This window comes from Nonomuraea sp. NPDC003560 (genome assembly GCF_042878785.1).
Taxonomy (GTDB): Bacteria; Actinomycetota; Actinomycetes; order Streptosporangiales; family Streptosporangiaceae; genus Nonomuraea.
Window position 1 is genome coordinate 1 of record NZ_JBIAOF010000016.1, and the last position, 18,024, is coordinate 18,024.

19 protein-coding genes are annotated in these 18,024 nt (G+C 73.0%); 15 read left to right on the top strand and 4 right to left on the bottom strand.

Annotated elements, in window-relative coordinates; all coding sequences use genetic code 11:
* Positions 1 to 2,381 (top strand): MFS transporter (locus ACFYUV_RS44355; protein ID WP_387680374.1); only part of this gene is annotated, 2,381 nt, incomplete at its 5' end.
* A complete protein-coding gene (locus ACFYUV_RS44360) occupies positions 2,378 to 3,319 on the top strand; it encodes a threonine/serine dehydratase (RefSeq protein ID WP_387680377.1) in 942 nt (313 codons plus the stop codon). The genes ACFYUV_RS44355 and ACFYUV_RS44360, both read left to right, overlap by 4 nt.
* A gap of 60 nt (positions 3,320 to 3,379) precedes the next feature.
* Here the strand turns inward: ACFYUV_RS44360 and ACFYUV_RS44365 are convergent, their stop codons facing one another.
* Positions 3,380 to 4,504 (bottom strand): WD40/YVTN/BNR-like repeat-containing protein, encoded by a 1,125-nt coding sequence (locus tag ACFYUV_RS44365; protein WP_387680380.1) that lies wholly within the window; start codon positions 4,502 to 4,504, stop codon positions 3,380 to 3,382.
* A gap of 119 nt (positions 4,505 to 4,623) precedes the next feature.
* On the opposite strand from ACFYUV_RS44365, the gene ACFYUV_RS44370 reads away from it, so the two are divergent.
* Positions 4,624 to 5,613, top strand: a complete 990-nt coding sequence (locus tag ACFYUV_RS44370; protein ID WP_358297283.1) for a LuxR C-terminal-related transcriptional regulator — start codon at positions 4,624 to 4,626, stop codon at positions 5,611 to 5,613.
* 54 nt (positions 5,614 to 5,667) lie between these two features.
* Positions 5,668 to 6,330, top strand: a complete 663-nt coding sequence (locus ACFYUV_RS44375; protein WP_387680383.1) for a GNAT family N-acetyltransferase — start codon at positions 5,668 to 5,670, stop codon at positions 6,328 to 6,330.
* On the opposite strand, the gene ACFYUV_RS44380 is transcribed toward ACFYUV_RS44375, so the two are convergent.
* Positions 6,309 to 6,467 (bottom strand): hypothetical protein, encoded by a 159-nt coding sequence (locus tag ACFYUV_RS44380; RefSeq protein WP_387680386.1) that lies wholly within the window; start codon positions 6,465 to 6,467, stop codon positions 6,309 to 6,311. The two genes, ACFYUV_RS44375 and ACFYUV_RS44380, sit on opposite strands and share 22 nt — an antisense overlap.
* Before the next feature lie 227 nt (positions 6,468 to 6,694).
* Between ACFYUV_RS44380 and ACFYUV_RS44385 the strand changes: the two genes are divergently transcribed.
* The 7 genes from ACFYUV_RS44385 (at position 6,695) to ACFYUV_RS44415 (ending at position 12,616) form a co-directional block, all read left to right on the top strand.
* Positions 6,695 to 7,525, top strand: a complete 831-nt coding sequence (locus ACFYUV_RS44385; RefSeq protein WP_387680389.1) for a patatin-like phospholipase family protein — start codon at positions 6,695 to 6,697, stop codon at positions 7,523 to 7,525.
* A 53-nt stretch (positions 7,526 to 7,578) separates the two neighbouring features.
* Positions 7,579 to 8,100, top strand: coding sequence for an RNA polymerase sigma factor (locus ACFYUV_RS44390; protein WP_387680392.1), 522 nt, complete (start codon positions 7,579 to 7,581; stop codon positions 8,098 to 8,100).
* Entirely contained in the window at positions 8,097 to 9,287 is a 1,191-nt protein-coding gene (locus tag ACFYUV_RS44395) for a hypothetical protein (protein ID WP_387680395.1), read from the top strand. Before ACFYUV_RS44390 ends, ACFYUV_RS44395 begins: the two co-directional genes overlap by 4 nt.
* 95 nt (positions 9,288 to 9,382) lie before the next feature.
* Complete coding sequence (locus ACFYUV_RS44400) at positions 9,383 to 9,892, top strand: SigE family RNA polymerase sigma factor (RefSeq protein ID WP_364341428.1); 510 nt, start codon at positions 9,383 to 9,385, stop codon at positions 9,890 to 9,892.
* Positions 9,889 to 11,061, top strand: coding sequence for a hypothetical protein (locus ACFYUV_RS44405; RefSeq protein WP_387680398.1), 1,173 nt, complete (start codon positions 9,889 to 9,891; stop codon positions 11,059 to 11,061). Before ACFYUV_RS44400 ends, ACFYUV_RS44405 begins: the two co-directional genes overlap by 4 nt.
* 93 nt (positions 11,062 to 11,154) lie before the next feature.
* Positions 11,155 to 11,790 carry a TetR family transcriptional regulator gene (locus ACFYUV_RS44410; RefSeq protein ID WP_387680401.1) on the top strand — a complete coding sequence of 212 codons (636 nt, stop codon included), beginning with the start codon at positions 11,155 to 11,157 and terminating at the stop codon, positions 11,788 to 11,790.
* A gap of 4 nt (positions 11,791 to 11,794) precedes the next feature.
* On the top strand, positions 11,795 to 12,616 hold the full coding sequence (locus ACFYUV_RS44415) for a class I SAM-dependent methyltransferase (RefSeq protein WP_387680404.1): 822 nt from the start codon (positions 11,795 to 11,797) through the stop codon (positions 12,614 to 12,616).
* Here the strand turns inward: ACFYUV_RS44415 and ACFYUV_RS44420 are convergent.
* Together ACFYUV_RS44420 and ACFYUV_RS44425 are read right to left on the bottom strand one after the other, a co-directional pair.
* Positions 12,604 to 13,830, bottom strand: a complete 1,227-nt coding sequence (locus tag ACFYUV_RS44420; protein ID WP_387680407.1) for an acyltransferase family protein — start codon at positions 13,828 to 13,830, stop codon at positions 12,604 to 12,606. The genes ACFYUV_RS44415 and ACFYUV_RS44420 overlap by 13 nt on opposite strands.
* A gap of 93 nt (positions 13,831 to 13,923) precedes the next feature.
* Positions 13,924 to 14,256, bottom strand: coding sequence for an IclR family transcriptional regulator C-terminal domain-containing protein (locus tag ACFYUV_RS44425; protein ID WP_387680410.1), 333 nt, complete (start codon positions 14,254 to 14,256; stop codon positions 13,924 to 13,926).
* A gap of 53 nt (positions 14,257 to 14,309) precedes the next feature.
* Between ACFYUV_RS44425 and ACFYUV_RS44430 the strand changes: the two genes are divergently transcribed.
* From ACFYUV_RS44430 to ACFYUV_RS44445, 4 genes are read left to right on the top strand one after another with little or no spacing between them, the layout of a single operon-like run.
* Positions 14,310 to 15,098, top strand: a complete 789-nt coding sequence (locus ACFYUV_RS44430) for a carbohydrate ABC transporter permease (protein ID WP_387680413.1) — start codon at positions 14,310 to 14,312, stop codon at positions 15,096 to 15,098.
* Positions 15,099 to 15,102: 4 nt separating this feature from the next.
* Positions 15,103 to 15,933 (top strand): carbohydrate ABC transporter permease, encoded by an 831-nt coding sequence (locus tag ACFYUV_RS44435; protein WP_387655910.1) that lies wholly within the window; start codon positions 15,103 to 15,105, stop codon positions 15,931 to 15,933.
* 51 nt (positions 15,934 to 15,984) lie between these two features.
* Entirely contained in the window at positions 15,985 to 17,043 is a 1,059-nt protein-coding gene (locus ACFYUV_RS44440; RefSeq protein WP_387680416.1) for a Gfo/Idh/MocA family protein, read from the top strand.
* A gap of 31 nt (positions 17,044 to 17,074) precedes the next feature.
* Positions 17,075 to 17,932, top strand: a complete 858-nt coding sequence (locus ACFYUV_RS44445; RefSeq protein ID WP_387680419.1) for a fumarylacetoacetate hydrolase family protein — start codon at positions 17,075 to 17,077, stop codon at positions 17,930 to 17,932.
* The last annotated feature ends 92 nt before the right edge of the window (positions 17,933 to 18,024 follow it).

Genomic DNA, 18,024 nt, shown 5'->3' on the forward strand with positions numbered 1-18,024 from the left:
ACCGGCTTCCGCTCAACCCGAACGGGAAGATCGACCGGGCGGCCCTGCCCGAGCCGGTGGCCGAGCAGGCCGCGTACGCGGCGCCCTCGACGCCGAACGAGGAGCTGGTCGCCGGGGCCTTCGCCCGGGTGCTCGGCGTGGAGCGGGTCGGCGCGGGCGACGACTTCTTCGCCCTCGGCGGCGACTCCTTCGCCGCCGTCCGCGCGGTCAAGGAGATCGGCCGCGGGCTGCGCGTGATCGACCTGTTCACCCGGCCCACCGTCGCCCAGCTGGCCGCCTTCCTCGGCCAGGAGGACGGCGGCGGGCTGCTGCACCGCCTGGGCGGCGGCCGAGCCAGTGAATTCACGCTGGTGTGCGTGCCGTACGGCGGCGGTTCCGCGGCGGTCTACCAGCCGCTGGCCCAGGCGCTGGGCGACCGGGTCGAGGTGCTCTCGGCCGAGCTGCCCGGCCACGACCCCGCCAGACCCGACGAGCTGCCGCTGCCGCTGGCGGAGCTGGTGGACGTGCTGGCCGCCGAAGTGGCGGCGACCGCGTCCGGCCCGGTCGCGATCTACGGCCACTGCGTGGGCTCCGCGCCCGCCGTCGCGCTCGCGCGGAAGCTGGAGGCCGACGGCGTGCCCGTGCTGGGCGTGATCGCCGCCGCCAGCTTCCCGGCCGCACGGCTGCCCGGCCTGGCCAGGAAGCTGTTCCGCGGCGACCGCCTGGTCTCCGACCGGCTGTTCCGCGACGCGCTGCGGGCGTCGGGCGGCCTGCTCGACGACATGGACGAGGCCGCCAAGGCGACCGCGGTGCGCGCCATGCGCCACGACTCCACGCAGGCGCAGGAGTGGTTCACCCGGGAGCTGGCCGCCGACGGCCCGCGGCTGGCGGCGCCGATCCTGTGCCTGGTGGGCGAGCGGGACCGGGCCACCCAGCTGCACGAGGAGCGCTACGCCGAATGGGGCGCCTTCGCGTCGAGGGTGGGGCACGCCGTGCTGCCCAGGGCCGGTCACTACTTCCTGCGCCATCAGGCCGAGCCGCTGGCCGCGCTGGTGTTCGGCCAGCTACGGCGCTGGTCGGACGGTGAGCTCCCGGATCCCGTGCGCCCGCCTGACCGGACCGGCCTGCGCTCCTTCTACACCGTCGCCGGCGGGCAGTTCGCGTCGGCGGTGGGCAACGCGCTCAGCGCCTTCGCGCTGGGCATCTGGGCCTACCAGCGCAGCGGCGAGATCCTGGACCTCGCGCTGGTCACGATGCTGGCGCAGATCCCGGCCGTGCTGCTCACCCCGCTGGGCGGCGCGCTGGCCGACCGGGTGGACCGGCGGCGGATCATGCTCGCCTGCGACGCCCTGTCCGGGCTGGCGATGGGGGCGCTGGTGCTGCTGATGGCGACCGGCCGGCTGGAGTTGTGGAACGTCTGTCTCATCGTCGCCGTCACCTCGATGGTCACGGCGTTCCATCAGCCTGCCTACCTGGCCGCGATCGCGCAGCTGGTGCCCAAGCCGTACCTGCCGCAGGCCAACGCCATGGCCAACCTGGGGTTCGGCGCGGGCAACGTGGTGGCCCCGCTGGCGGGCGGGGCGCTGATCGGCCTGTTCGGGCTGTCGGCGGTGATCTCCATCGACGTGGCCACCTTCGCGATCGGCGTGGGGACGCTGCTCGCGGTCCGGTTCCCGAACCGGCTCTTCCACCGGCGGGAGGAGAGCTTCCGGGCGGCGCTGAGCGGCGGATGGCGCTTCATCCGCCGGCGGCGGCCGCTGCTGGTGATGGCGGTCTTCTTCGCGGTGGTCAACTTCTGCACCGCGCTGATGTGGGTGCTCATCACCCCGATCGTGTTGTCCATCGGCAGCTCGGCCGACCTGGGCGTGGTGACGGCCGCCGGCGGTCTCGGCGTGGCGGTGGGCACGGGCGTGATCCTGGTGTGGGGCGGCAGCCGCCGCCGGGCGACCGGCATGATCGCCTTCGTGATCGGGTCCGGGATCGGTGTCGTGCTGATGGGCGCGTGGCCGGTCGTGGGGCTGGTCGCGGTGGGCCTGTTCGTCCGGCTGGCCTGCATGAGCATCGGCAACGCGCACTGGCTGTCGATCATCCAGACCAAGGTGGGGCCGGACCTGCAGGGCCGGGTGCTGGCGGTGAACGTCATGCTGGCCACGGCCATGCAGCCGCTGGGCTTCCTGTCGGCCGGGCCGCTGGCCGAATGGGCGGAGCCGCTGACCTCCCGGCCGGGCGGCGGCGCCGCGGCGGTGCTGCTGGCCAGCGGCGTCCTGCTGGTGATCTGGGGTCTGCTCGGGCTGCGTCACCGGCCGCTGCACCACATCGAGGACCTCATTCCCGACGCGGCGCCGCCCTCGGAGGCAGCCGCCGACCTGAACGCGATCCAGGAGAAGGTGCTGAACGGATGATCTTGGTATCCGCGTCCGACGTGCGGGCCGCCGCGGCCCGCATCGCCCCGTTCGTCCGGCGCACGCCGCTGCTGCGACTGCCCGGCGAACGCCTCTGGCTCAAGCCGGAGAACCGGCAGCCCACCCGCTCCTTCAAGGTGCGCGGCGCGGCCAACGCCGTGGGCCGGCTGGCCGGTCGGGGCATCACGCACGTCGTGGCCCAGTCCTCGGGCAACCACGCCCAGGCCATCGCCTACGCCGCCGCCGAACACGGGGTGCGGGCCACCGTCGTCCTGCCCGACACCGCGCCGGAGCTCAAGGTGGAGGCGGCCCGCGGGCTCGGCGCCGAGGTGGTCATCGTGCCGCCGGCGCTGCGCGAGATCACCTGCCTGGCGCTGGCCGACCATCTCGGGGCGACCGTCGTGCGTTCCGACGACTTCGACGTGATCGCCGGGCACGGCAGCGCCGGGGCGGAGATCGTCCTGGACCTGCCGGAGGCGGGCACGATCCTGGTGCCCGTCTGCAACGGCGGTCTGCTGGCCGGCGTCGCGGTGGCGGCCAAGGCCGCCGACCCCGCGATCACCGTGATCGGCGTCGAGCCCGAGCTCGCCGCCGACGGCGCGGCCAGCTTCCGCAGCGGCACCCGGACGGCCTGGCCGGTGGAGCTGACCTACCGCACCCGGGCCGACGGGTTGCGCGGCCCCGTCCTCGGCGAGCTGGCCTGGGAGCACATCCGGCGGCACGTCGACGACATGCTGACCGTCCGCGAGGACGACATCGACGCCGCCGCCGACCTGCTGTGGGACCGGCTGGGCGAGCGCGCCGAGCCAAGCGGGGCCGTGACCACCGCCGCCTACCTGGCCCATCAGGCGCTTCTGCCCGACGGGCCGGTGGTGGCGATCGTCTCCGGCGGCAACGTGGCGCCCGCCCTCCAGCCGGCGGCCCGGCAGGCGGAGTGACGCCGCCCTCGCGTCCCATGGCGCGGAACCACCATGGGACGCGAGGGGCGGGGACGGCCGCTACGCCTCTTCGGAGACCCCCAGGTACATCACGCTCGGGTACGCGGGGTTGAAGGCGATCGAGGTGACCCGGTCGTAGGCGTTGTGGTTGACGGTGACGCGGTCCTTGCGGGACTCGTACTTGTAGATGTCCGTGCCGATCGCCGACCAGCCGGTCCCGAAGTCGAAGTAGAGGACGTCGGCGTCCTTCGGGTGCGGGGCGAGCAGCGGCCCGTTGGGGATCGTCACCACCGCGTCCTGGTCCACGGCGGGGGTGAAGTTCCGGCCGCCGTCGTCCGAGCGGTAGATGTGCCGGCCGCCGGACGGCACGCCGGCCTCCAGCTCCGCCAGGTTGAGCCCCATCGCCCACACGACGTTCCCGGCGGCCGGGGAGATCGCGGCGCTGAACACGTTGACCCGGTCGCCGTCCCCGGCCAGCCCCGCGGCCGAGGTCCAGGTGCGGCCGCCGTCGAAGGTGACGCGGGCGCCGGTGTCGGAGGCGCCGAGCACCACGTGGTCCAGGTCGTGCGGGTCGAACACCGCCGTGTAGGACATGCGGGTGTCGCTCGGTGACCAGGCCGGCACCCCGACGGGCTGCCAGGTGCGCCCGCCGTCCCGCGACTCGTGCAGCTGGCCCAGCAGGTCGGACGCCCGCAGGCGGTCGCCGTCGCCCCGGTCCACGCCGATCCCGATCAGGTCGCCGCCCGGCCCGGTGAGCGGCGTGACGCCCTCGGGCGTGGCGAGCGCCAGGTTGCCGTCGCGGTCCCAGGCGTAGGCCCGGCCGCCCTGGGCGGCGACCAGCTCGACGAAGGAGCCCTTGACCTCGCCGGCCGCGCTCCAGGTGCAGCCCGCGTCCTTGGAGGCCAGCAACCGCCTGTTGGACATGGCCAGCAACTGGTTCGGGCGGTCGAGCGCGACCAGCCCGGTGGTGTAGACGACCGGGCCGAGCACCTCGCTGGTGGACGCGATCTTCTTGCCGTCGTTCCACGCGTACGTCACAGAGCCGTCACCGGCGACCGTCTGGCAGACCGGCCGGCTCCAGCCCGAGCCGTCGAAACCCTCGCTGGAGGTCCTCGCCATGGCGGGCGTGGCGGCGGACAAGACCGTCAGCGCGGTCGCGAGCCCGATGGTGAACGCCTTCTTCAACACTGCCTCCCCGACAGGAATCTGGTACGCGTTCGTTCCTATCGGTGGATGCGATGCTCAGGCTAGGTCTGCCCGCGGCTGGTTCACGCCATGGCAGGTATCTGTCAAACTGTTCGATCATGAACGCGGACGACAACGCCCTCGCCGCCGTCGGCGTGGACGCCGAGGACGAGCAGATCTACCGCACCCTGCTGCGCCGGCCGCGCACCACGCTGCCCGAGCTGGCCGCGCACACCGGCCGCACCACCGTGGCCCTGCGCCGGGCGTGCTCCCGGCTGGAGGCGCTCGGCCTGGTCAGCCGCATGGCCGGCCGCCCGGTCCGGTACGTGCCGACCAGGCCCGACGTGGCGGTGGCCGCCCTCATCTCCCGCCGCGAGGAGGGGCTGGCCCAGGCCAGGCTGGCCGCGCTCGCGCTGCTGGCCGAGACGCCGCGGACGGAGAACCTGGCTCCCGAGGAGCTGGTGGAGGTCGTCCAGGGGCAGGCGGCCGTGGTGCAGCGGTTCACCCAGTTGCAGCAGACCGCGACCGAGGAGCTCCTGGTCCTCGACCGGCCCCCGTACGCCCAGGATCCGTCCCAGCAGAACGCGCCCGAGATGGAACGCCTCGCGCACGGCCTCGTGGTGCGCGGCATCTACGACGCCTCGGCCCTGGAGATCCCCGGCAAGCTCCGTCTCGCCCAGGAGTCGGCGGCGGCCGGGGAGCAGGCCAGGGTGAGCCCCGAGGTGCCGATGAAGCTGGCCATCGCCGATCGCAGGACCGCCATCCTGCCGCTGAACGCCGACGCCTCGGCCCACTCCGGCAGCGCGGTCATCGTGCACTCCTCGTCGCTGCTCGACGCGCTGGTCGCCCTGTTCGAGGTCCTGTGGCGGGCGGCGCTGCCGCTCCCGCTCTACGACGCGCGCTCCCGCCCGGCGGACCTGCCGGACCCCGAGCTGTTCACGCTGCTCGCGGCCGGGCTCAAGGACGAGGCGGTCGCCCGTCAGCTCGGGGTGAGCCTGCGCACGGTGCATCGCAGGGTCAGCGAGCTGATGGACCGGCTCGGCGCCCGCACCCGCTTCCAGGCCGGCCTGCTGGCGGCGCGCCGCGGCTGGTGCGACCCGGACGCCTGACCGCCCGCGCAAAATCGTTTGCGGCCGCCCGATCCGGACGGATAGGAAGCTGGGGTGCTTAAGGGCGGCAAGGTCGGGCTCCGGGCCCGCCACGAGGACGACATCCCGATCCTGCGGGCCGAGCTCTACGACGACCCGGTCTACTCCTCGCGGGCCGGAAACCGTCCGTGGCGGCCGGTCACGCCCGGCACCACGGACTCGCGGCTCGTGGTGGACGACACCGTGGAGGCGGTCGTCCCGTTCTCCGTGGTGGACCTCGACGGCGGCGCGCTCGTCGGCGCGGCGACGCTGTGGGGCATCGACACCCACCACCGGTCCGCGCACATCGGGCTGGGGCTGCTGCCGTCCTGCCGCGGCAAGGGTTACGGCACCGACGTGGTCGCGGTGCTGTGCCATTACGGCTTCGTCCTGCGCGGCCTGCAGCGGTTGCAGATCGAGACGCTGGCCGACAACGTCGCGATGCTGCGCGCGGCCGAGCGCAACGGCTTCGTCCGCGAGGGCGTGCTGCGCTCCTCCGCGTGGGTGATGGGCGAGTTCCTGGACCAGGTGCTGCTCGGGCTCCTGGTCCAGGAGTGGAAGCCGGCCTCGCGGAGCCAGGCGGGGCCGCTCATGCCCCCGCCCACCAGGCCCGCGGCCCCCGTGGCCGCGCGGGCCTGGCCTCCCTCAAGGCCCGGACCGCAAGACCGGCCCGGCACTCACCCGCCCGCGCCGGGGTAGAAGTCCTCGCTCATGGGGGCGATCCCGCCCGCGCCGGGGTAGTAGTCGTCCTTCGCGGCGGCCGGGCCGGCGGCCAGGGCGAGTCCGGTCGCGGCCAGCAGGCCGATCGAGGCCAGTCCGAGTGTCGTCTTGGTCATGCCGTCGCCTCTCGTCAGTCCGATGCGTGTTCTCCGGCCGGGCACGGGATCCAGTGCACAACCCGGGGCCGCCGCCCGTCACCCTGTTCCGGCCTGAGCGGGAACACGCAGGTCACAGCGTCGGCGGGGTCCCAGTCTCGGTGACCGGCCGATTGTCCGGCAGTCCCCCGCACCGGTCCGGACAATCGGCACGACCCGTGCCGGACGCCGCCTTGTAGCATCGGGGCATGATCTTCACAGCGAGCACCGCCGACGTCGCCGTCGTCCTGGGGCCGGGCGGTCCGGTGGGCACGGCCTGGCTGCTCGGCCTGGCGGCGGGCCTGCGCGCGGCGGGCGTGGAGCTCGCGGACGCCGATCTGCTCGTCGGCACCTCGGCGGGCGCGATCGCCGCCGCCGCCCTGGCCGCCGGACGCGACCTGGACGAGCTCGCCGACCTGCCGCCCGCGCCCCCGGACCGGCGGCGCGGGGACCCGACCGTGATGCCGCGCGTCCTGCAGATCCTCAACGCGCCCGGCGCCGACCCGCGCGAGGCGCTGCGCCAGGCCGGCGCGCTCGCCCTGGAGGCGGACGCGCTGCCGGAGGAGGACCATCTGACCGCCATGCGCCGGCTCGTCGGCACCGGCTCCTGGCCCGGCCGCCCGCTGCTGATCACCGCCGTGGACGCCGTCAGCGGCGAGCCGGTGGTCTGGAGCGGCGACAGCGGCGTCCCGCTGCCCGCCGCCGTCGCCGCCAGCAGCGCCGCCCCCGGCCACGCCGTCCCGATCACCATCGGCGCACGCCGGTACATGGACGGCGCGCTCGGCGGCGGGTCCAACGTGCACCTCGCCGCGGGCGCGGGCGCGATCGTCCTCGTCGAGCCGCTCGGGCACCTGTTCCCGGGCCCGGCGGTCGAGCGGGGCCTGCGGATCCTGCCCGACCAGGCGGCGCTGGAGGCGTTCGGGCCGGACCTCGGCGACCGGAGCCGGTGGGGGCGGGTGTACCTGGAGGGACGCCGCCAGTCCGCCGGGCTCGCCGAGCTGGTCGGGCCGTACCTGCCGGGCCGCTCCGCCCCGGCCTGAACGAAGGCGTGCCCGGCACGCAGCGGATCGGGGCAGGTGCGCGTTCCCTGTGCATGAATGTCGATATCGTCGCTCGCGCGTCCCCGCCGCCGGCCGGCGCCGCCGACGCGGTGGCCGGCCTGTACCGGGAGCACCGGCTCGCCCTCGTCCGCCTGGCCCTGCTGCTCGTGGGCGACCGGGAGAGCGCGGAGGACGTCGTCCAGGACGTCTTCTCCAGGTTGCCCGGCCGGAGCCCGGCGACCCTCACCCTGGCGTACGTGCGGGTCTGCGTGCTGAACGCCTCGCGCTCGCTGCTGCGCAGGCGGAGTGTCGCCGCCAGGGCGATCCTGCGGCGGCGCGACGACCCGGTGGACTCGGCCGAGACGATCGCGCTGCTGGGCGAGTCGCGACAGGAGATGCTCGCGGCGCTCGGCCGGTTGCCCCGGCGGCAGCGCGAGGTTCTCGTCCTGCGTTACTACCTCGACCTGTCCGACGCCGACATCGCCGAGGCGACGCGCCTGCGGCAGAGCACGGTACGGTCCACCGTCTCCAGAGCCCTGGAGCGGCTTGAGCGCGAGCTGGGAGGCCGGGCATGACCACGATCGAGGACCGGCTCAGGGACGCCATGGCGGCCAGGGCCGAGACGGTTCAGGACGACGGGCGGCCGCGGGTCGCGCCGTCGCCGCGCCGGAGAGCGACGGCGGCCCGGTGGTGGTGGGCGCCGGTGGCGGTGGCGACCGCGACCGCCGCCGTGGTGGGCGTCACCGTCCTGGGGACCCGGACGATCGGCTCCGCGCCGCCGTCCGCCGCGGCCCCGCCGGCGGCCGCCGGCCGCCTGTCGCCGCCGGTCGAGCAGGTGTGGCCGGGCGCGGTGCACGAGATCCCGGCGACCGGCCCCGGCGGCCGGGTCTTCGTGCCGGACGTGTTCGTCTCCGACCGGGTGGTGGCCGGCCGGGGGCTCACTGACAACCGGCTCGACGGCATCTGGTCGTACGACCTCGACAAGCGCGCGTTCACCCAGGTCGCGCCGCTGCAGGACGTCATGGTCAACAACGAGCCGCTGGTCTTCGGCGACGGCCACCTGGCCTGGTCGGCGTTCCGGGACGACCGGTCGGAGATCTGGGCGGTGCCCGTCACCGGGGGCGTCCCGCAGCGGATCGCGGCGCTGCGGGCCGTGCTGTCCAGCGACAACGCCTACAGCGGGCTCAAGAAGCTGGCCATCGCCGGCGGCATGGCCGTGTGGTCGCCCGCCGACGGCGGCGTCTACCGGGCCCCGCTCAAGGGCGGGAACGTGTCCCTGATCAACGGGACGAGGGGCTTCTACCTGGTCGAGTGGCCCTGGGCCGGCTGGCCGGCGCACGACCGGACGGTCGACCATCCCGTCGCGCGGCCTCTGGAGCACCTGAAGAACGTGATCACCGGCCGGTCCAGGAACGCCGACGCGGCCAACAAGCGCTCGTCGTGGACCGACTGCGCCCAGGTGTGGTGCCTCAACGGGACGACGGCCTGGCGACGCGACGGGACGGACCGCCGCGACCTGCCCGGGACCGCCATGGGCACGCTCATCTCCGGCCGCTTCGTCCTGCTCAACCAGAAGGACGCCGGCGGCAAGGTTCTGGCCCTGCACGACGTCGCCGCCAAGCGCACCGGCCGGCTGTTCCCCGTGCCGACGCGCAGGGGCGACAAGGCCCCGCCCACGCTGCACACCCAGGAGGGCGTGGTCTGGTTCCGGACGGCGCAGGGCACCCAGGTGGTGATCGACCTGAAGGCGGCCGGCCGCTGACCGGGGGCCGGCCGCAGAATCGTCCGGCCGGACAGGCATAGCGGGAGTGCCCCGCGCGCGTCTCAGGGGTGTCATTCACACGTTTGGAGGTGGTCGTGGACCCTGCGGACGAGCAAGGCTTCCGCGAGTTCGTCTCTGCGCGCTCTCCTGCCCTGATGCGGCTCGGGTTCATGCTCAGCGGCGGCGACCAGCACGCGGCCGAGGATCTCGTGCAGGCCGCGCTGGCCAAGCTGGCGGCCCGGTGGCGGCAGGTGGACGCCCCCGAGGCGTACGTCCGGCAGATCATGTACCGGCAGCAGGTGAACTGGTGGCGCGCGATCGGGCGGCGCGGCGAGGTGGTCCAGGCCGAGCCGCCCGACCGGCCGGGGGCCGACGGCACGCACCAGAGCGACCTGCGCATGGTGCTGCGCGCCGCCCTGGCCCGGCTCACCCCGAGGCAGCGCGCCGTGCTGGTGCTGCGCTACTTCGAGGACCTGCCGGAGGACCGGATCGCCGCCATGCTGTCCTGCTCGGTCGGCACGGTGCGGAGCACCACGTTCCGGTCGCTCGCCCGGCTGCGGCAGATCGCCCCGGAACTGGCTGCGGAACTGGAGGTCACCACATGAACCGGCTGCTTCGCGACACCATGGAGGAGTGGGCCGACGAGGTGCGGCTGCCGCACGACCTGGCCGACCGGGCGCTACGGCGGCGTGCCCGGCCGCCGGTCATGGCGGTGGTGCTGGCCGCCGGGATGGCCGTCGTCGTGGCGGTGCTGGCCGTCGGGCTGCACGGCCGGAGCACGACGGTGCGCCCGGCGAACGGGGTCCCCGTGCCCGTGCGTCCCTCGGTGACGTCCACGGACGTGCGGGCCGACGTCGAGAACGCGCCGCCGAAGAGGTTCGTGGCGGCGGGGGACGTGGCCGTCTCCGCCTACTTCACCACCTGGCTGGAGAAGACGCCCGGCGGCGGCGAGCGCGTGCGGCGCACCTGGCACCTGTACGACCCCCGCTCCGACGGCTACGAGAAGACGCCGTGGGCCTGGCTGGACGTGGCGCCGGGGCTCCAGCTCGCGGCGGTGCTCCAGGGCGAGCGGATCGGCAGGCGGGTGGGGATCGTCGACATGAACACCCGGCAGGCCCTCGCCTGGATCGACCTGGAGCACGACGTCGGCTCGCTGGTCTGGTCGCCGGACGGCACCAGGGTGCTGGCCACGGCGTACTCGCAGTATCCGGAGCAGAGCCGGAAGCAGATGGGCAAGGACTCCTACACCGTCGAGGAGTTCGTCCAGCCCAGGATCGGCTTCTACGTCATCGACGTCGCCACCGGCCAGGCCGCCTACCACCCGCTGCCGTCGCTGGACCGCGACGGCAGCCCCGGGAACATGAACGCGCGCCAGGACCTCGGCTGGAGCCTGGACGGGTCCATGCTCTGGGAGCCCACCGACACCATGCCCGACAGGTTGTGGCTCGGCCTCGACGGCGCCCGCCGGGACGGCCCGGCCGGCGACCGGTACATCGACTACTCGGGCTGGTCGAAGGTCTCGCCCGACGGCAGGCTGACGCTGGACCGCGACCTGCCGCCGTCGGTGCCCGGCCGGCAGCTGGTGCTGCAGCACCTGGCCTGGGCCGACAACGAGAACGTGGTGGTGCTGGGCTGCGCGGGCGCGTGCAAGAACGAGTTCGACAACGGCCTTGCGCTGGCGAGCGCCGACGGCGAGCGGATGATCCAGCTCACCGGCAGCCGCGACCGCGGCGGCGAGGAGACCTGGCAGTGGGTGCTCACCCGCCGGAACTAGGTCCGGCGCACGCCCCGAGCCCCGTGCCGTCTCCGGCACGGGGCTTTCCCGTGCCACTTGCCAGGGGCTGAACATGTGTTTAGTCTACTGAACATGTGTTCAGACCTGACCGCTCAGGCCAAGATCCGCAACGCGGCCATCGCGCACTTCGCCCGTGACGGCTTCGGCAAGACCAACCTGCGCGCCGTGGCGGCGACCGCCGGGGTGAGCCCCGCCCTGGTCATCCACCACTTCGGCAGCAAGGAGAAGCTCCGGAGCGCCTGCGACGAGCACGTCCTGGGCATCCTGGTCCGGCGGGCCGGCGGCGCCCGCCCGAGCGGCATGCAGGACCTCTTCCGCGAGTACCTGTCCAACCCGGAGGAGTACCGCCTCCAGGTGCGGTACATGCTGCGCGCGATCGAGGAGGACACACCGGCCGCGGCCACGTTCGTCGAGACGCTGGTGGAGGAGTCGGAGCAGGTCCTGCGGGCCGGGATCGCCGACGGCTCGATGCGGCCGACCTCCGACGTGCGGGCGCTGGCGGTGCTGACCGTGCTCAACAGCGTGGCCACGCTGACCATGCCGCCGTCGCTGGCGCGCGCGCTGGGCCACGAGCAGTTCGGGCCCGACGTGCTGCGCCGCCTCGCGCTGCCCACGCTGGAGCTCTACACCCACGGGCTGTTCACCGACGACGCCGCCCTCAAGGCGGCCCGGGCCGCCCTCGACGACTCACCCCAGGAAGAGGACTGACACGATGACCATCCCCCTCCCCGACCTCACCCCGCTGGAGAACACGCTCTGGCTCACCCTGGCCGGCAAGGCGCTCGACTACCGGGCCGAGCACCCGATCCTGCGCGACCGGACGGCCTACGACCTGGCCGCGAAGCTCGACCTCGACACCGCCCGGTTCAAGCTCTCCGCCAGCCCGGTCGTGGGCATCGCCCACCGGTCCCTGGTCATGGACGACATCGTGCGGCGGTTCGTCGCCGGCCGTCCCGACGCGGTCGGGCTCGACCTGGGCGCCGGGCTCGACACCCGCGTCCACCGCGTCGACCCGCCCCCCACCGTCGACTGGTACGACGTCGACCTGCCCGGCGTGGCCGAGGCCCGGCGCCTGCTGCTGCCGGAGCGTCCGCACGCCCACGTCATCGGCCGCGACCTCAACGACCCCGGCTGGCTGGACGGGGTGCCCTCCGACCGTCCTGCCGTGATCGTCGCCGACGGCCTGATCGGGTTCCTGTCACGGGAGGAGCTGGCCGGCCTCCTCGACCGGCTCATCCGCCACTTCCCCGCGGGCGAGATCTGCTTCAACGGCTACACGAGGTTCCACGTGTGGGCGGCCAGGAAGTACCCCGGCACCCAATCCGTCGCGCCCTTCCTGAAGTCGCCCGGATTCGACACGCCGCAGGACATCGAACGCCTGGAGCCCCGGCTGAAGCTGGTGCGCGAGATCTTCCTGACCCGCGAGCCCGAGGTCGCCCGCTACCCGTGGACGACCCGGCTGGCGAGCCGGCTCACTTCCTGGAGCACGTCCCTGTCCCGCAAGGGCACCGCCGTCCAGCACTACCGCTTCTGAGGGGCGGGCTCGGCCCGGCGGATCAGGCGTCTGCCCAGCCGCTGCGCCGGCGCCTCCACCCACCGCCACGTCAGCGCGCACAGACCGAGCAGCGCCGCGCACACCGCGGCCAGGAGCGTCAGTCGCGCCGCGAGCGGCACGCCCGACGGCTCCGGCAGGAAGAACTCGACGCTCTCCAGCAGCAGCGGGTGCAGCAGGTAGATCGAGTACGACACCAGCCCCAGCCAGGTCAGCCACGACGGCATCGCGCGGCGGCGCAGCGTCATCGCGACGGCGAAGGTCAGCCAGGCCGCCACGGTCGCCACCTGCGTCCCGAGCTCGGCGCGCGCCGGCCACAACCCCGCCAGCGGGATCAGCGCCACCCAGACGAGATGCCGGTGACCGAGCAGGCCGGCCTCGACGCGGTAGAGCACGGTGCCGGCGAACATGGTCGCCAGGATGAACAGCCCCTGCCAGGGCCCGGGGTAGCTCTGGTTGACCGCCAGCAGCAGCAGGACCGTGCCCGCGACGGCCACGGCGCCCGCCTGCCGGACGCGCCTGCCGCCGCGCAGGACGGCGGCCAGCCCGGCGCCCAGCACGACGGTCACCACGACCACGACCGTGAGCATCCGGCCCGCGCCGCCCGCCGACAGCAGCGTCACCGGCAGCAGCCCGGCGCCGAGCACGGCGGCCGCCGCGAACCCGAGCGCGGCGGCCGTGCTGCGCCGGTGCACGCCGAGGGCGAACATCGCGGTCAGCAGGAGGTAGAAGGCCATCTCGTAGGACAGCGTCCACAGCACGTTGGCCACGTTCGGCGCGTACAGCAGGTTCTGCAGCATGCCGGCGTGGGCCAGGGCCATGGCCAGCGGCCGGGTGTCCCACCAGACGTGCAGGTCGTCCCAGCCGAGCGCGGCGAGCAGCAGCATGCCGGCCACGCACACGGCGAACAGCGGCCACAACCGGAAGAACCGCGAGATCCAGAAGGCCCGCACACTGCCCCGGCGTTCCAGTGACGCGGGCACGATGTAGCCGCTGACCAGGAAGAACACCAGCACGCCGAACCAGCCGGGATCGAAGACGGCCTTGATCTGCGCCCGCGCCTCCGGCCACAGCGGTTCGAGCGCGTGCTCGAAGACCACCACCATCGCGGCGAGCCCGCGTAACGCGTCCAGCCAGGCGAGCCGCCCGGCATTCGGCGAGGCCGCACCTTCGACCGCGAGGGGAGCACGAAGCATCCGGACATCGTAGTGAGAAATACGGTTTACAGCCTTACGACCGTCCAGAGTGGGCGACGGCCGCGCGGCGCGCCCGGCCGCGCCCGTTGGGGCTCACAACCCCGACATGGACGCGGCCAGGTACTGCCCGAGCTGCGGGATCCGCGCGTCGGACAGGCGGCTGGACGGGCCGGAGATGCCGGCCGCGCCGATCAGGGAGCCGCGGATCCGCACCGGCACCGCGACGCACCGGACGCCGTCGAAGGTCTCGTCCCGGTCGACCGCGTAGCGGGCCTCGCGGGACTCCTCCACCCGGCGCCGCAACTCGATGGGGCCCTTGGCGGCGTTCTCCGTGCCGCCCGCGTAGGACAGGCGGGCCAGGTGGGTGTCGAGGGCCTCGGGATCGAGGGCCGACAGGTAGGCCTTCCCCAGCGCCGAGCAGTGCATCGGCCGGATCGCTCATCCTGCCCGGATTCATCTTCTACGCGCTGTTCGTCCTCGTGCCCATCGCCGACACGGTCCGCCTGTCGTTCCTCGAATGGGACGGGCTCTCGCCGCAGACGTGGGTCGGGCTCGACAACTACCTCCAGGTGCTGACCGATCCGAACACCTGGACCTCGTTGCGGGTCTCGCTCGTCTTCGTCGTCTTCGGCTGCGTGCTGCCGGTGACGCTCGCCCTGCTGCTCGTCGGCATCATCGCGCGGACCAGGATCCGCGGGCTGAGCTTCTTCCGGTTCGTGTTCTTCCTGCCGTACACGATCGCCCTGGCGGTCGTCGCGATCGCCTGGCGCTGGCTCTACTCGCTGGACGGCTCGCTCAACGCGATCATCAAGACCGTCTTCGGCGCCGACCTGGTGCGGCCGTTCCTCGGCGACGCCGGCCTGGCGCTGCCCGCCCTGGGCGTCGTCGCGTTGTGGGCGACGTTCGGCTTCGTCGTGGTCATGCTGCTGTCCGGCACGCAGCACATCCCGAAGGAGCTGTACGAGGCCGCGCGCATCGACGGCGCCGGACCGGTGCGCGAGTTCTTCACCGTGACCCTGCCCGGCATCCGCCACGAGCTGCGCGTGTCGCTGGTGATGATCCTCACCCTGTCCCTGCGCATCTTCGACCTGCCCCTGATGGCGACGCAGGGCGGCCCCGGCTACGCCACCACCACGCCGTCGCTGATGATGTACCGCGACGTCTTCGTCAACGGGCAGATCGGTCCGGGAGCGGCCATCGCCGTGCTCCTCACCCTGGTCATCTTCATCGGCGTCGGCCTGGTCAACCGGCTCGTCAGATCGGAATGACACGATGGTCTCCCGCCGCAGCAACACCATGTCCTACGTGGTCCTGCTCCTGTTCGCGGCCTTCGCGATCTACCCCTTCATCTCCACGACGCTCGTCGCCTTCAACCCGCCGGACGCGTCCGTGAGCGGGCTGGCCTGGCCGAGCCGGTGGTCCCTGGACAGCTTCGTCAGCGCCTGGGACAACCCGGACGCCGGCATCGGGCGCTCGCTGCTCAACAGCGTCCTGCTGTCCGGGGTGGTGGTGAGCGTGTCGGTCTTCTTCTCGATCCTGACCGGCTACGCGTTCGGGACGATGCGGTTCCGCGGCTCGTCGCTGCTGTTCCCGCTGTTCGTGCTCGGGCTGATCGTGCCGTACGAGGCGACCGTCATCCCGCTCTACTACCAGTTCAGGGCCTACGACCTCATCGACACCTACTGGTCGATGATGCTGCCGTGCATCGGCGGCTCGATGGCCTTCGGCACGTACTGGATGACGTCGTTCTTCACGTCCTTCCCCCGCGAGCTGCTGGAGGCTGCGCGGACGGACGGGTCGAACCGGTGGCAGACGCTGTGGCGGGTGGTCGTGCCCACGGCCAGCTCGCCGATCTTCGCCCTGGCCACCATCCTGTTCATCTGGACCTGGAACAACCTGCTGCTCGCGGTCGTGATGATCTCCCAGCCGGAGCTGCGCATGGTGCCCGCCGCGCTCAACTTCTTCGTCGGCCTGCAGTACGGCAGCAACTACCAGATCACCTGCGCCGCCGCGATCATGGTCGCGCTGCCGGTGATGATCGTCTACTACCTCCTCCAGCGCCGGTACGGCGCCGACGTGCTCGCCGGCTCCCTCAAGGGCTGAGGCCCGGCGCCCACCAACCATCCATTCGTCACATCTCTACAGGAGAATCACATGTCAGTGTCGAAGCCGGGCGTCGGCATCGCGGGTCTCGGGCTGATCTCGAAGACGCACGCGGCGGCCTACCAGCGCATGTCCGACGTGGTCGATCTCGTGGCCGGCTGCGACGTCGACCCCGGGGCGGCGTCGGCCTTCACCGCCGAGTTCGGCGCCAAGACCTACACCGGCCTCCAGAACCTGATCGAGGACCCGCGGGTCGACGTGGTGGACCTGATCCTCCCCCACCACCTGCACCACGACGCCGCGATGGCGGTGCTGGACGCCGGCAAGCACCTGATCCTGGAGAAGCCCGTCGCGCCGACGTACGAGCAGTCGGTGGCCATCCAGCGCCGGGCGGCCGAGGCCGGCGTGCACTTCATGGTCGCGGAGAACAGCCGGTACATCGCGGCCTACCAGGCCGTGCACCGGCTGCTGAGCGAGGGCGCCATCGACGAGGTCATCCACGCCAGGACGTACCTGCGCTCCAACGAGAAGGCCCACCTGTCGATGCCCGGCTACTGGCGGACCCAGTACAAGCTCGGCGGCGGCCTGGTCATGGACACCGGCGCGCACTCGTTCTACCTGCTCAAGTGGCTGCTCGGCGAGTTCGAGGAGCTGACCGGCGTCTCCAGGAAGGTGTTCCCGCTCGACAACGAGATCGAGGACACCGCCGAGGTGTACGGCCGCATGCGCAGCGGCGCCCACTTCTCGTGCGGCTTCACCTCCGTGTCGGAGGTCCCCCACAGCGAGCGCCTGGAGCTCTACGGCACCGAAGGGGGCATCCTGGTGGACCAGATGTCCGACCCGGTGGTCAAGATCTTCCGCGGCCAGCACGACTACCAGGGCGAGGCGGTCGCCGGCGTGCCCTTCGGCCCCGACGCCTGGCACCCCGGCGGCTGGCACTACGAGTCCGTCATCACCGAGGTCACCGACTACGTGCGCGCCCTGGTGGAGGGACGCCCGCCGCTGATCGACTCCGGCGACACCGTGTACGCCATGCGCGTCGTCGAGGCCGCCTACGAGTCCATCCAGTCCGGGAAGACCGTCACCGTCCCGGCCGGCGCGCAGCTCTGATCCGCCCCCACAGCAGAATCTGGACCTCCCCATGAGACTCATGCGCATCGGCGCCGCCGGCGCCGAACGTCCGGTCGTCGCGATCGACGACGAGACCTACATCGACGTGTCCGACGTGGTCGCCGACTTCGACGGCTCCTTCTTCGCCGCCGGCCTGGACGGGCTCGCCGCGACCGTCGCCGACCGGGTGGCCGCCGGCGCGGCCCGCCGCTTCGCCGGTGAACGCGTCGGCGCGCCGATCGCCCGTCCGCACCAGATCCTGTGCGTCGGCCTCAACTACGCCGACCACGCCGCCGAGTCGGGCCAGGAGCCGCCGGCCGAGCCGATCGTGTTCACCAAGGCGCCGAACACGCTGGTCGGGCCCGACGACGACGTGCACATCCCGCGCGGCTCCTCGGCCACCGACTGGGAGGTGGAGCTCGGCGTCGTGATCGGCGCGCGGGCCCACTACCTGGAGAGCGACGAGGAGGCGCGCGCCGCGATCGCGGGGTACGTGCTGGTCAACGACGTCAGCGAGCGCGACTTCCAGCTGCGCCACGGCGGCCAGTGGGTCAAGGGCAAGTCGGCCCCGACGTTCAACCCGTGCGGCCCCTGGCTGGTCACGCCGGACGAGCTGGGCGAGGTGTCCGGCCTGGGCATGTGGCTCGACGTCAACGGGCGGCGCCGTCAGACCGGCTCGACGGCCCACATGTTGTTCGACCCCGTCTTCGTCGTGCGTTACCTGAGCCGGTTCATGGCGCTCGAACCCGGCGACCTGATCAACACCGGCACGCCCGCGGGCGTCGGCATGGGCTTCGACCCGCCCGTCTACCTGCGGCCGGGCGACCGGATGGAGCTCGGCATCGACGGCCTGGGCCGCCAGAGGCAGTCCGTCGTGGCCGCCCCCTGACCGGCCGGCGCGGCCCGCCCTGAACGGTCCGGACGGGCCGCCCCCGCCGGCGGCCTCACGACGGAGCTGGACTTTCCCGTAGGGCTGTCACA

What these genes read in the sequence shown, in the direction of transcription:
- ACFYUV_RS44360 (WP_387680377.1), top strand. Translation starts at nt 2,378, where the DNA reads ATGATCTTGGTATCCGCGTCCGACGTGCGGGCCGCCGCGGCCCGCATC.
- ACFYUV_RS44385 (WP_387680389.1), top strand. Translation starts at nt 6,695, where the DNA reads ATGATCTTCACAGCGAGCACCGCCGACGTCGCCGTCGTCCTGGGGCCG.
- ACFYUV_RS44415 (WP_387680404.1), top strand. Translation starts at nt 11,795, where the DNA reads ATGACCATCCCCCTCCCCGACCTCACCCCGCTGGAGAACACGCTCTGG.
- ACFYUV_RS44435 (WP_387655910.1), top strand. Translation starts at nt 15,103, where the DNA reads ATGGTCTCCCGCCGCAGCAACACCATGTCCTACGTGGTCCTGCTCCTG.
- ACFYUV_RS44420 (WP_387680407.1), bottom strand. Translation starts at nt 13,830, where the DNA reads ATGCTTCGTGCTCCCCTCGCGGTCGAAGGTGCGGCCTCGCCGAATGCC.
- ACFYUV_RS44440 (WP_387680416.1), top strand. Translation starts at nt 15,985, where the DNA reads ATGTCAGTGTCGAAGCCGGGCGTCGGCATCGCGGGTCTCGGGCTGATC.
- ACFYUV_RS44410 (WP_387680401.1), top strand. Translation starts at nt 11,155, where the DNA reads ATGTGTTCAGACCTGACCGCTCAGGCCAAGATCCGCAACGCGGCCATC.
- ACFYUV_RS44445 (WP_387680419.1), top strand. Translation starts at nt 17,075, where the DNA reads ATGAGACTCATGCGCATCGGCGCCGCCGGCGCCGAACGTCCGGTCGTC.
- ACFYUV_RS44395 (WP_387680395.1), top strand. Translation starts at nt 8,097, where the DNA reads ATGACCACGATCGAGGACCGGCTCAGGGACGCCATGGCGGCCAGGGCC.
- ACFYUV_RS44405 (WP_387680398.1), top strand. Translation starts at nt 9,889, where the DNA reads ATGAACCGGCTGCTTCGCGACACCATGGAGGAGTGGGCCGACGAGGTG.
- ACFYUV_RS44390 (WP_387680392.1), top strand. Translation starts at nt 7,579, where the DNA reads ATGAATGTCGATATCGTCGCTCGCGCGTCCCCGCCGCCGGCCGGCGCC.
- ACFYUV_RS44370 (WP_358297283.1), top strand. Translation starts at nt 4,624, where the DNA reads ATGAACGCGGACGACAACGCCCTCGCCGCCGTCGGCGTGGACGCCGAG.
- ACFYUV_RS44380 (WP_387680386.1), bottom strand. Translation starts at nt 6,467, where the DNA reads ATGACCAAGACGACACTCGGACTGGCCTCGATCGGCCTGCTGGCCGCG.
- ACFYUV_RS44425 (WP_387680410.1), bottom strand. Translation starts at nt 14,256, where the DNA reads ATGCACTGCTCGGCGCTGGGGAAGGCCTACCTGTCGGCCCTCGATCCC.